Origin of the sequence: Terasakiella sediminum (assembly GCF_033100395.1) — a bacterium.
Classification (GTDB): Bacteria; Pseudomonadota; Alphaproteobacteria; order Rhodospirillales; family Terasakiellaceae; genus Terasakiella.
In genome coordinates, this window is sequence record NZ_JAWLVJ010000044.1 from 1 (window position 1) to 12,042 (window position 12,042).

General features: G+C 48.4%; 12 protein-coding genes. 11 read left to right on the top strand and 1 reads right to left on the bottom strand.

The features are described 5' to 3' along the window. Positions 1–111 precede the first annotated feature (111 nt). Positions 112–516, bottom strand: coding sequence for a dihydroxyacetone kinase subunit DhaL (gene dhaL / locus RYZ26_RS19300; protein ID WP_317684904.1), 405 nt, complete (start codon positions 514–516; stop codon positions 112–114). On the opposite strand from dhaL, the gene dhaM reads away from it, so the two are divergent. From dhaM to gloA, 11 genes are all read left to right on the top strand, one after another. After that, complete coding sequence (gene dhaM / locus RYZ26_RS19305) at positions 437–883, top strand: dihydroxyacetone kinase phosphoryl donor subunit DhaM (RefSeq protein WP_317684893.1); 447 nt, start codon at positions 437–439, stop codon at positions 881–883. The two genes, dhaL and dhaM, sit on opposite strands and share 80 nt — an antisense overlap. Next, positions 883–1,179, top strand: coding sequence for an HPr family phosphocarrier protein (locus RYZ26_RS19310; RefSeq protein WP_317684894.1), 297 nt, complete (start codon positions 883–885; stop codon positions 1,177–1,179). Before dhaM ends, RYZ26_RS19310 begins: the two co-directional genes overlap by 1 nt. Before the next feature lie 2 nt (positions 1,180–1,181). Continuing rightward, entirely contained in the window at positions 1,182–2,765 is a 1,584-nt protein-coding gene (gene ptsP / locus RYZ26_RS19315) for a phosphoenolpyruvate--protein phosphotransferase (RefSeq protein ID WP_317684895.1), read from the top strand. Positions 2,766–2,769: 4 nt separating this feature from the next. After that, positions 2,770–3,192, top strand: coding sequence for a hypothetical protein (locus RYZ26_RS19320; protein ID WP_317684896.1), 423 nt, complete (start codon positions 2,770–2,772; stop codon positions 3,190–3,192). 27 nt (positions 3,193–3,219) lie between these two features. Beyond that, positions 3,220–4,212: a dihydroxyacetone kinase subunit DhaK gene (dhaK, locus tag RYZ26_RS19325; protein ID WP_317684897.1), complete on the top strand. Its 993-nt coding sequence runs from the start codon at positions 3,220–3,222 to the stop codon at positions 4,210–4,212. A gap of 129 nt (positions 4,213–4,341) precedes the next feature. After that, positions 4,342–6,795, top strand: coding sequence for a methyl-accepting chemotaxis protein (locus tag RYZ26_RS19330; protein WP_317684898.1), 2,454 nt, complete (start codon positions 4,342–4,344; stop codon positions 6,793–6,795). After that, positions 6,785–8,212, top strand: a complete 1,428-nt coding sequence (pyk, locus tag RYZ26_RS19335; RefSeq protein ID WP_317684899.1) for a pyruvate kinase — start codon at positions 6,785–6,787, stop codon at positions 8,210–8,212. Before RYZ26_RS19330 ends, pyk begins: the two co-directional genes overlap by 11 nt. After that, positions 8,209–8,685, top strand: coding sequence for a methylglyoxal synthase (locus RYZ26_RS19340; protein ID WP_317684900.1), 477 nt, complete (start codon positions 8,209–8,211; stop codon positions 8,683–8,685). The genes pyk and RYZ26_RS19340 overlap by 4 nt, the downstream gene beginning before the upstream one ends. Beyond that, on the top strand, positions 8,685–9,779 hold the full coding sequence (locus RYZ26_RS19345; RefSeq protein WP_317684901.1) for a carbohydrate kinase family protein: 1,095 nt from the start codon (positions 8,685–8,687) through the stop codon (positions 9,777–9,779). The genes RYZ26_RS19340 and RYZ26_RS19345 overlap by 1 nt, the downstream gene beginning before the upstream one ends. Before the next feature lie 541 nt (positions 9,780–10,320). Beyond that, positions 10,321–11,331 carry a type I glyceraldehyde-3-phosphate dehydrogenase gene (gene gap, locus RYZ26_RS19350; RefSeq protein ID WP_317684902.1) on the top strand — a complete coding sequence of 337 codons (1,011 nt, stop codon included), beginning with the start codon at positions 10,321–10,323 and terminating at the stop codon, positions 11,329–11,331. Positions 11,332–11,396: 65 nt separating this feature from the next. Beyond that, positions 11,397–11,792: a lactoylglutathione lyase gene (gene gloA / locus RYZ26_RS19355; RefSeq protein ID WP_317684903.1), complete on the top strand. Its 396-nt coding sequence runs from the start codon at positions 11,397–11,399 to the stop codon at positions 11,790–11,792. Positions 11,793–12,042 lie beyond the last annotated feature (250 nt).

Sequence of the window (12,042 nt, forward strand, 5' to 3'; positions counted from 1 at the left end):
AGCATGGATACTGGTATCCTCAATTAGAATGATGACGAGACGGCTGGCAAGATACTGTTTTAAAAAGTGAAGTTTCGAGTCAGACTCTGAGAAACAATTACAATTGATACGTTAGTCATCACTATTTTCCATTACTTCACAAGTTGCCAAAATCAGAAGTGCACTGGATCGTGCACCCGGGTCTATATGTCCAATGGATCGTTCACCCAGAAAAGCCGCCCGCCCTTTGTTGGCTTTCATATTTTTTGTTTTTTGTGTTGCCTCAAGGGCTGCTTTTTTTACAGCTTCTATAGAACCTTCACGCTTTACAGTCTCGGCGACAGGTGCCAGCACATCAATCATGGTTTTATCACCCACATCTGATTTGCCGCGTTTTTTCACCGCTTCAACACCTGCCTCCAACATCTGTATCAGGCTTTCTTTATCGACTTTATCATTGGCACAAGCTTCACCCATTGCCATTAACATTGATCCAAACAGAGGCCCTGACGCACCACCGATACTCATCACCAGAATTTTACCAGCTTCTCACTCTTTGGAAGTCTCTCGCGGCACTTCCGAAATGGTTCGCCAAATGGTCGGTGATGATGTTCAGGTTGCCTATACCGGGGGAAATAAGGACGGTCATCTGGGCAGTGATGTCGGTTTGATCATGGACGCGATTAAATCTGTTTATTCGGATAAGGGCGTCGTTATTCTGGTTGACCTTGGAGGATCAGAACTAAATAGCGAAATGGCAATTGAAATGCTGTCAGATGAACAGGCAGAAAAGATCAGAATTTGTAATGCACCCCTTGTAGAAGGTGCTGTCATGGCCGCGACAGAAGCGAGTAACGGTTCGTCATTGGAAAAAGTTTGTGAAACAGCAGAGGGCTATCTCTAATGATTCAAACAAGTTCAAGTGTTGAATGGGTGCAGGAAGAAGCACCGATTAAGGACCCGCTAGGTCTTCATGCGCGACCGGCTGTAAAGCTGACCAAACTGGCGAATAAATATGAATCGTCAATTGAGCTGTCGCTCGCAGATGAAGAAATTTGGATCAATGCAAAATCGACCAATTCTGTCATGAAGATGAAAGCTGGAAATGGTCAGAATATTAAAATCCGCGCCAAGGGCGAAGATGCCGATCAGGCACTTAATGCTCTGGTTACTTTAATTCGAAGCAATTTTGATAGTTAACGATGACAGTTGAAAGAACATATCTCGGTAGACCCGTCACGACAGGCATTGTGATCGCACCTTTGCATGTGTTGGAGACGGATTTGGAAAACGGTACGTTGGTTGTGCCGCTGGATCAGGCCATCGCGCTTGCCAAGGCGGAAATCGCGGCGCTGGTTTCCGATACCGATGATATCGCAGGTGACATTCTGGAATTTCAGCAGGCTTTGCTTGATGACGAAGAAATTCAAAAAATGCTGGCAGATGCTCTGTCCAAGGGGCAAGCGGCAGATGTCGCCTGGAAAACTGTTTTGAATTGCGAGATTGCCAGTTACAAAATGATGGATGACAAGCTGTTGGCATCCAGAGCAGATGATTTAATTGATCTGCGTGATCGTGTTCTGCGGATTGCCTATGGAAAATCTGCAACGGATCAGACATTTAAAAAACAGACCCTTATTTTTGCGAAAGAAATGACGCCGTCCCAATTTATTTCCATTGATTGGTCCTTGGGACATGGTCTGGTGATTGGGAATGGCAGCCCGACAAGTCATGTTTCTATCCTCGCACGTGCCTGGGGTGTGCCGTTGATGATTGGCACCACAAGCTTTACGGAAACAGGAAGCGAAGGAAAAGCGATCCTGGATCTGGAAGATGGCACGTTGGTGGTTAATCCAAGCCGTGAAAAACTGGATCTTGCGTGTGAGCATCTGAAAGCCCATCAGGCAAAAATACAAAAATACAAAGATAAAGAACTTACCAAGGCGAAGACAAAGGACGGAACTGAGATTGATGTTCTAGTCAATATCGATACGCCCTTAACCCTCGGTCATCTAAGCGCGGAGAGCTGCGACGGGATTGGCTTGACGCGGACGGAATTTTTGTTTGCCGATGCGCTTCATGACGAAGAAAGTCAGTATGCCTTTTACGCCAAACTGATCGAATGGGCGGGCGATAAACCTGTAACGATCCGCACATTGGATGCGGGTGGCGACAAGCCAATCCCGGGCATCACACTGGATGAGGAAAATCCGTTTCTGGGTGTGCGCGGTATCCGTCTGTTGCTGTTGAAGCAGGATATTTTCAGAATTCAGGTTCGTGCCCTGATCCGGGCGGCAGCACTGGGGGATCTACGTGTTCTTCTGCCGATGGTGACGGTACCGTCGGAACTGGATGAGGTACGAAAACTCTTTGTCGAGGAAGTCACCAAGCTTCAGGCAAAAGGTGTGGAATGCACGATCCCGCCAATTGGGATTATGGTTGAAATTCCGGCAACAGCTTTGACGGTTGCGGCCTTTGATGCAGATTTCTTTTCCATTGGATCAAACGATTTGACCCAATATGTGACAGCCTGTTCGCGTGATAATATCAATATGGTTCAATTAAGTGAACGCGCCCTTGATGCGGTGTGGCAGCTGGTGAGCCTGATTGTTGAAGCGGGGAAACAAAAAAATATTCCGGTCAGTATTTGCGGCGATATGGCGTCATCTCCGGAATTTATCGAGAAACTATTGAAACAGGGTATTCGTTCTTTCAGCTGCGCCTCTGCCCAAATCGGTGCGGTCAAACATGCGATTACCAAAGTTAAATTGGGCAAAGGGGAATAAGTCCATGTCAAAAATAAATCAAAAAGTAGATGCGGCAATTGCAGACTATAAGACCCTGATCAAAAGTTATCTGGAGCTTCGCCCTTCCGGTACCCGGATTAAGCTGGCTGAAGCCTTTGGGACGCACAAGAGCTTTATTTCGCAGGTTTGTAACCCTGCCTATAACGTTCCGCTGCCCTCACAACATATACCGGCACTTTTTCGTGTTCTTCATCTTTCAGACGGCGAAAAAGCAGCATTTATGGAAGCCTATCAAAAGGCGCATCCAGAACAACTGGATGACATCGAGGAACTGCCAAAAAATGGCAAGGTGGTTCAGATCGAAATTCCAAAAGACCTGAGTGTTCCTGTTCAGCAGGAACTGGAAAAAATGATTACTGAGTTTGCAGAAAGAGCCATCGCATTGGCCAGGCATACTCGGACCTAGACGAAAGGCCCGACAGGGAAGAAGACAATGAAAAAACTGATGAACGCGGTAGATGATGTTTTGACAGAAAGTCTGCGTGGTTTTGCGTTGGCCCATTCTGATATCGTGGAAGCTGAGTTTGAGCCGACTTTTTTAAAACGCAAAGGTGGCATTAAAGAAGGTAAAGTCGCTTTGATTTCCGGTGGTGGTTCTGGTCATGAACCCATGCATTCCGGCTTTGTCGGCTATGGCATGCTTGATGCGGCCTGTCCTGGTCAGGTCTTTACCTCACCTACGCCCGATCAGATGATGGCAGCAGCTGAAGCTGTTGATGGTGGTGCCGGGGTTCTTTTTATCGTGAAAAACTACGCTGGCGATATCATGAACTTTGAAATGGCGGGCGAGTTTCTGGATGGTGAGTCTGAAACCGTTTTGACCAATGATGATGTGGCTGTTGAAAGTTCCACACACAGTCAGGGCCGCCGTGGTGTTGCCGCAACGGTAATTGTTGAAAAGATGTTGGGCGCTGCGGCTGAAAATGGCGCTTCCCTGCAGGAATGTAAAGACCTAGGCGAGCGTATTTTAAAACAGGCAGGTTCCATGGGCGTGGCCCTGTCCAGCTGTACCGTTCCAGCAGCCGGCAAACCAACATTTGATCTGGGTGAAGATGAGATTGAGGTCGGCGTTGGTATCCATGGGGAGTCTGGACGAAAGCGTGTGTCCATGATGTCTGCGGATGCGCTGGCGGCTGAAATGATCGAAGCGATTGTTGACTCTGTTGATGTCAGCCGTGACGACGAGGTTTTGTTGATGATCAACGGTATGGGCGGCACACCATTGCTGGAACTTTATGGCATGTATGATGCAGCCGCGCGTGAACTGGCAAAACGTGGCCTGAAAGCCGAACGTTCTTTGGTGGGGAATTATTGTACGGCCCTGGAAATGACGGGATGTTCGATCACGTTGGTCAAACTTGATGAGGAATTGAAGGAGCTTTGGGACGCTCCTGTACATACAGCGACTTTGCGCTGGGGTATGTAAGTCCCTGCAGATTGTAAGCGAGGCTTAAGCGCGCAATCTGCACCTTTTATTGAAAATACGAACATGTGACCGGGTGACAGCTGTTGTCCCGGAACAGGTGAACTTTGTCTAAATTTAGGAGGAAATGACATGAAACTTTCAAGTATTCGTATTCGTTTAACGGCTGCGTTTGTCGTCATTGGAATGATGGTTGTCATTTCCTCTGGTACGGCGATCTGGTCCTATCAAGATATCGGTCGGGAACAGTCTGGCATTAAAAATAAAGACTTGCCAGCCATGATTGCTGCGCGGGAATTGGTGCGCAGTGTCAGTGCAATTGCAGAACATGGCAAAAGCATTCTTGGGGCAGCGACGGAAGAAACAGTTGATGGCCTGGTTTCAAAAATTGATGAACAAGCCAAGTCCGCGCAGGAAAATATTGCAGAACTGGACAAGCTTTATGGCGGACAGAACGGGGAGCAGGAACTCAAAAGCCTGATCGTTTCTTCAGTTGATTCCGTACAGGAACTGGCTGAGTTGAAGAAATTTTCCATGTTGTCTGATCTGGCCAAAAACAAAACCTTTGAAACTGTTGAAAAAGCCATTCGTGATATTGAACTGAAGGTTGGCAAGTATTTTGATACCGCCCATAGTGGTTCTGGGATTGTGCTTCAAAAGGTCAGTGTGGCCGTTGATCGTCAGGATGATCCGGCGGGTGCGGTTTCTGAATTAAACCAACTTGTATTTGGCCCACTGGCGACGCTTAAATGGGCCGAAGCAGTCAAGGCGACGTCGCAATCGTCCTTGCGTGCGCTGGATGCGCTCTACAATGCGCAAACAGCTGATGATGTCGGGGTGGTTGCCGGGCGCTTTTCTCAATCAATGAAGGCTTTGTCGCGTCGTCTTCGCGATGGGCCAAATGATGATCAGGTCGCTGAATTATACGGGACTTTCAAAGAAATTCGCCCTTTGATTAAAGCGAAAGATCAGACCTCTGTCATTGCCCATGCCCAGCGTGTCGCACAAGCCTCAGACAATATGAAGGGGTTGCTTGAACAAAGTGCCCATAGCATTCGTAAACTGACTGAGCAAACCTATCTGACGCTGGATCAGGTGGAACGGGATGCAACACAATCGATTGTGTCTGTTGAAATTCTGATCTCCAAGATTAAACCAGTCTTAATTGGGGTTGCGGGTGTGGCTATTGTCATTACGCTGACGATTGCAATCTTCTATGTATATCAAAATGTTGTGCGCCGCTTGACACGTTTGAGTGACGTGATGAAGTCTGTCGCAGATGGCAATTACGGCCTTGAAATTCCAGGGACCAATACCCGCGATGAAATCGGCAATATGGCCAAGATGGTGGAGATTTTCCGCGATAATGGCAAACGTGTTGAAGAATTGCGCCAGCAACGCGCCAGTCTTGAAGAACAAGCTGCTGAAACGCGCAAAAGCTCGCTTCGTTCCATGGCGGAGAAAGTGGAAAGTGAAACCGATGTCGCGGTTTCCAATGTGATCACGCAAACCAATACGGTTTCTGATTACAGCTATGACATGAATGAAGCAGCCGTCAGTGCGGCCACCAATGCAAAGACGGTTGCCCAGGCAGCAGATGAATCGTTGCAAAATTCCCAAGCGGTCGCCTCTGCTGCGGAAGAATTGGCAGCATCAATTGAAGAAATTCAGCGCCAGGTCGTTCATCAGAATGAATGTGCGCTGAGCGCGTCTGAAAAATCACAGCAGACGGATCAGACCGTTCAGGTATTGGATAGATCTGCTGCGCAAATTGGCGAAGTTGTTGAAATCATTAAAGGTGTTGCCGAACAAACCCACTTGCTTGCCCTGAATGCGACAATAGAAGCAGAACGGGCAGGCGATGCGGGCAAAGGGTTTGCAGTCGTTGCAGGTGAAGTGAAAAAGCTGGCAAGTCAGACGGCACAGGCAACGGATGATATTGCGGAACAGGTGCAATCTGTGCAGAAGGTTGCCAGAGATAGTTCCCATGCGATTTCAGATATTCGCCAAATCATTCAGGAAATGAGCGATGTTGCCTCTGTCATTGATGAAGCGATTAAGCAACAGAGCATTGCAACAAAAGAAATTACAGAAAATATCGCGCAAACCACGTCAACGACCGCTGAAATGACCGCGCATTTGTCCGAAGTCTCGACTGAAATCAATGAAAACCAAACATTGGCAGAACAGTTTAAGGAATTGTCTGACAGTGTCGGCACAGAAGTGAAGGCGTTGCAATCCATGTTGGTGCGTATTGTCCGAACCTCGTCCAAAGACGTTTGCCGCCGCAAGGATGAGCGTTTTTCCTTCACGAAAGGCATTTCGCTGAAAGTCGATGATCAAACCTATGACCTTCAGGCTGAAAACATCTCCCAAGGGGGCTTGTCGCTAAAACGTGGGGAGGTTGATGTGGATCTGCATGCCTCGAACCTGCGGATCAACGGCGGGTTGCCCAAGAGTTCAGTTTCTCTGGTTCAGGTCGATGACGATAGCATCAGATTAAAATTTAACCAACCGGAACTAATCACCTCAGTGCTTGATGACATTACCACTGAGCCAAATCAGGAGAAAAATAATGTCTCATAACAAGCGAAAAGCCAAAATCGTTGCAACATTGGGACCGTCTTCCGCAACGCGTGAAGATATTCGAAAACTCGTTGATGCTGGTGCAAATGTGTTTCGTCTGAATTTTTCTCATGGTGAGGTCGCAGACCATCAGGAACGTCTGGAAGCCGTGCGCGCGATTGAGGATGAAACAGGGCATCCCATCGGTCTGTTCATGGATTTGCAAGGCCCCAAATTTCGGATTGGCACTTTTCAGAAGGGTGAAGTCAGGTTGGAAAAAGGCGATGAATTTGTCTTTGACCTGTTGGCTGCTGGCGGAGACGAAAATCGTGTCTGCCTGCCGCATCCAGAAATATTTGAAGCATTGCAGGCTGGGGACCGCCTGCTTTTGAACGACGGCCGTATGGTTTTCAAAGTGGTTTCCGTTTCACCGACGGAAATTCAGACTGTGACACTGGTCGGTGGGACTTTGTCAGATCGTAAAGGCGTGAATTTACCGGATGCTGAAATTCAGGTGTCCGCCCTAACTGAAAAGGATCGCAAAGACCTGGAAATCGGCCTGGCAATGGGGATCACATCGGTTGCTTTATCTTTTGTTCAACGCCCTGAAGATTTGCTGGAACTGCGCGAATTGGTCGGCCCACGTGTGCAGATCATCGCGAAGATTGAAAAGCCGACAGCCCTGAACCGCTTGACTGAGATCGTAGAACAAACCGATGCGGTGATGGTTGCCCGGGGCGATCTGGGTGTTGAATTGCCACCGGAGAAAGTCCCGCCAATCCAGAAGAAAATTTTATCAACGGCCCGTAATCTTGGGCGTCCGGTTATTGTGGCGACACAAATGCTGGAAACCATGATTGATGCGCCCGTTCCAACACGTGCGGAAGCCTCTGATGTTGCTTCAGCCATTTATGATGGGGCAGATGCGGTGATGCTATCGGCGGAAACAGCAGCTGGCAGTTATCCGGTGGAAGCTGTCTCCATGATGTCACGCGTCATTACAGAGGTTGAACGCGATCCACTGTATCGATCGCTGATGGAAGCTTCACGTAATTTAAGTGAAAATACTAACACCGATGCGATTAGTGCGGCGGCACGCCAGGTGGCAGCAACCATGCAGGCGGCATCCGTGATCTGTTATTCCACATCCGGTAAAACAGCCATGCGTGCGGCGCGGGAACGACCGAAGGTTCCAATCTCAGCCTTGACTTCAGATATTCATGTGGCGCGTAGTTTGTGTCTGGTGTGGGGGGTGCGTTCCATCATCTGTGCAGACGCCCCTGATATGCGTGAAATGGTTAAAACCGCCCTGAATGTGACCTTGAACAAAGGGATCGTTAAACAGGGGGAAACCGTCGTCATTACAGCAGGTGTTCCTTTCGGGAATGCGGGTACAACCAATATCCTGCGTATTGCCGAGGTGGGGGGGATATCATGATTACGCGTCCTCTCAATGTCGGTCTGGTGGCCCACGATGCAACAAAAGCAATGTTGGCTGAATGGGTTGCGCAAAATAGAGACGGGCTTCATACCCATCGTCTCTATGCGACCGGGACAACAGCCCGGGTTTTGGCAAAAGCGAACCCTGAACTGGATATTACTGCCCTAAAATCAGGCCCCTTTGGTGGGGATCAGCAATTGGGTGCCCTGATTTGCGAAGGCCGTCTGGATGCCTTGATTTTCTTTCAGGACCCTATGACCGCACAGCCCCATGATGTTGATGTCAAAGCCCTTGTGCGCATGTCGACGCTTTATGACGTGCCACTGGCTTGCAACACGGCAACGGCAGATTTGATAATAACCAGTCCTGGTTTTGCCCGCCTGATGGATCATCGGTTTGATGATCGTCTGGGCAACTGGAATAAATATCTCTCACGTGATGTTTCAAACCCGGAACATGGAGAAGCCTGATGAAAGCAATGGTAATCGGGGGCGCAACAATTGATGTGATTACGTCAATCGACCCTGCTGATATCGAATGTATCTCGCTTAAAAACGCGACCAATTCCTATTTGATGATGGAACAGGGCAAAAAGGTTGAAGCTTCGCGCATTGAAACGCAAATCGGCGGTGGGGCGTGTAACGCAGCTGTTGCCCTGGCACGTCTTGGCGCAGATGTTTCTGCAACACTGAAACTGGGGCAGGATCAGGATGCCAATCGTGTGCTTGGTCGCCTGATTGAAGAAGGCATTGATACCGCGCATGTCAAAAAAGAACCTCATGCCCAGACGGGTAAATCCATCATTGTGTCTTCCCATGATCGCAATGCCGGGGTTTTTGTAAACCGTGGGGCTAATACCACGCTTTCCCGCCATGATTTGTCGGACGATATGTTTGACGGGATTGATCTTGTCTATATTTCGACCCTGAGTGCGCAGTCAGCCAAGTTGTTTCCCAAAATTGTTGAAATGGCAAAAACAGCAGGTGCTTTTGTGGTTTGTAACCCGGGGATCCGACAAATCCGTCAACGAAAAGAGCAGGTCTTATCCGCGCTTAAATATGTGGACCTTCTGGCGATTAACAAGGAAGAAGCCACGGCCCTGGCGGAAGGTTATGTCAACGTAAGCGATGGTGACACGCCAGGTGATGACTTGCCTGATCTTTTACGCAATGGCCTGGGTGACAAAAATGCCAAGATTCACCTTGCTGATTTCGTGCAAACCATACGGGGACTTGGTTGTCCGACACTCGTCGTGACCAATGGGTCGGAAGGGGCCTATTACGCATTTGAAAGCGCGATTATTTTCCGTCCTGCAGTCCTTTGTGATGTGGAATCTACCATTGGGGCGGGTGACGCCTTTAATGCAACGCTTGCCAATGGTCTTGTTCAGAAACAATCAATCTATACGGCCCTAAGTATGGCTGCGACCAACGCATCCGCCGTAGCTGCCAGTCTGGATACACAGTCTGGATTGATGCACGCAGATGCGCTTAACAAACGTGTGTTGGCGATGGATAGTTCCAAAATTCTCTCTTTCCCTCTTAAGAAAGGAGAAGCGGCATAAAGATAGAATTTCGGTCGTCATAGCCATGCCATAGGTCTCGTGACGATCGGAATGAAAGGCCAGAAGGGGTTGATCCGGTGCAATATGCTGCCCCTTCTGGTCCTTTCGCTCAATTACCCGGGAAATCAGGATGGATGCGGTTCACATCTCAACAGGTTTCCCACCTGTATCTCTTTCTCCCCTACAAAATGAGAGTGCAGGACCTCTCCCTGGAATGGCTACCCGAGTGTTCCAGGGAGAGCTTTCTTAAAATTTATCAGATGTGCTGTCCCCCCAAGTTTCGGCTTAAGCGCACATTTGGTAGGCCTGGGAATGTTTTGTTCTTATGCCCAATGAGCAGCATTTTCGGGCTTTTTTGCCTCCCTGTGACAGAGAACTCTCCCTAGGTCTCGATTGCACAGGTCAACTAGCCTCTCGGGAGTTTGTCCGAGCTTTCGAGAGGCGATTTTCTTTAAGGAAAGAAAATATCACGAATTGAAGAAGGGCGAGGCGCAGGTGCTTTATCGCTCAATGCTTTAAGAGATAAAACAAGGAGAAATTCATGTCTATTCGTGTTGCCATTAATGGGTTTGGCCGTATTGGCCGCCTTTGTTTGCGTGCCCTGATTGAAAGTGGTCGTGATGATGTTGAGGTTGTCGCGATCAATGACCTTGGCCCGGTTGAATCAAATGCGCATTTGTTAAAATATGACTCCGTTCACGGTGTCCTGCCTGCAGACGTATCTTCCACCGAAAAAGCGATTGTGGTGAATGATAAAGTTATCACCTGCCTGGCTGAACGGGACCCGGCAAACCTGCCCTGGGCCGATTTGGAAGTGGATATTGTTTATGAATGTACCGGTATTTTTGTCGCAAAAGATCAGGCGCAGAAACATATTGATGCCGGTGCAAAGAAAGTTCTGATTTCTGCACCCGGTAAGGAAGTAGATCTGACGGTTGTCTATGGGGTGAATGATCATGTGCTCACCAATGATCACAAGATCGTTTCAAATGCATCCTGCACAACCAACTGTCTGGCTCCGGTGGCAGATGTTCTGCATCAGGCCATTGGGATTGAAAAAGGTTATATGACGACCGTGCATTCCTATACCGGGGATCAGCGCACAGTTGACACCCTTCATTCTGATCCACGTCGCGCCCGTGCGGCCTCTCTTTCCCTTATTCCTACATCAACGGGGGCTGCAAAGGCGGTTGGCCTGGTGCTGCCGGAATTGCTGGGTAAATTGGATGGCTCAGCCATTCGCGTTCCAACACCAAACGTTTCCATGGTCGATCTGACATTTACAGCATCAAGAAATACGTCGATTGAGGAAATTAACGAGTTGATCAAGGAAGCGGCCAATGGGCGCTTGAACGGTATTCTTGGGGCCTATGATGCACCACTGGTGTCGATTGATTTCAATCATAATGCCCATTCTTCCGCTTTTGACCTGACCCAGACGACAGTGATGGAAGGCAACTTTGTTCGTATCTTGTCCTGGTATGACAATGAATGGGGCTTCTCAAACCGCATGTCAGATACGGCTGTCGCTATGGCAAAAACGGGTCTGTAACGCTTCAAAACGAAATGGGGAAGGGGGGATACCTCTTCCTCTCTTTCACGTAAAAGGAAGTTTTTATGTCACAATTTCGTATGTTGCATACCATGATCCGTGTGCGGGATCTGGACAAGTCGATTGATTTCTACACCCGATTTCTGGGTATGGAACTATTGCGCAAAACCGACTACCCAGATGGTCAATTCACGTTGGCCTTTGTTGGTTATGGTCCCGAAGATGGCAACACGGTGATAGAATTGACCCATAATTGGGGGCAAGCCGAACCCTATGATCTTGGCAATGCATTTGGCCATATTGCCCTTGGGGTGCCGGATATCTATAAGACCTGTGATGAATTGCGCATGGCCGGCGTTTTGATTACGCGTAAACCTGGCCCGATGAAACATGGGAAGTCCGTGATTGCCTTTATTTGTGACCCGGATGGTTACAAAATTGAATTGATTGAACGCCTCTAAGTGTTTGCGATTAAAAATGTATCAATAAGAAGCCTGCAGCATAGTTATCAGAACACCACGCAAACTGACCTTTTCCAATAAAGTGGTTCACGCGGAAAGTTCGTGTTTTTGGCTTTTGAACCTGCCCCCTATCTGTACAGTTAAAAGGTTGCGTTCCGGTGGTCCCGTCCCTATAAAATAGAGGATACTTTCTGTTAGACTGAGATCAACAGGAGGAACTTATGAATCTCAAAAAATCAGACGCGTTTAA

Coding starts and splice junctions, on each gene's coding strand:
- RYZ26_RS19310 (WP_317684894.1), top strand. CDS start 883: ATGATTCAAACAAGTTCAAGTGTTGAATGGGTGCAGGAAGAAGCACCG.
- gloA (WP_317684903.1), top strand. CDS start 11,397: ATGTCACAATTTCGTATGTTGCATACCATGATCCGTGTGCGGGATCTG.
- RYZ26_RS19320 (WP_317684896.1), top strand. CDS start 2,770: ATGTCAAAAATAAATCAAAAAGTAGATGCGGCAATTGCAGACTATAAG.
- RYZ26_RS19345 (WP_317684901.1), top strand. CDS start 8,685: ATGAAAGCAATGGTAATCGGGGGCGCAACAATTGATGTGATTACGTCA.
- ptsP (WP_317684895.1), top strand. CDS start 1,182: ATGACAGTTGAAAGAACATATCTCGGTAGACCCGTCACGACAGGCATT.
- gap (WP_317684902.1), top strand. CDS start 10,321: ATGTCTATTCGTGTTGCCATTAATGGGTTTGGCCGTATTGGCCGCCTT.
- RYZ26_RS19340 (WP_317684900.1), top strand. CDS start 8,209: ATGATTACGCGTCCTCTCAATGTCGGTCTGGTGGCCCACGATGCAACA.
- RYZ26_RS19330 (WP_317684898.1), top strand. CDS start 4,342: ATGAAACTTTCAAGTATTCGTATTCGTTTAACGGCTGCGTTTGTCGTC.
- dhaK (WP_317684897.1), top strand. CDS start 3,220: ATGAAAAAACTGATGAACGCGGTAGATGATGTTTTGACAGAAAGTCTG.
- pyk (WP_317684899.1), top strand. CDS start 6,785: ATGTCTCATAACAAGCGAAAAGCCAAAATCGTTGCAACATTGGGACCG.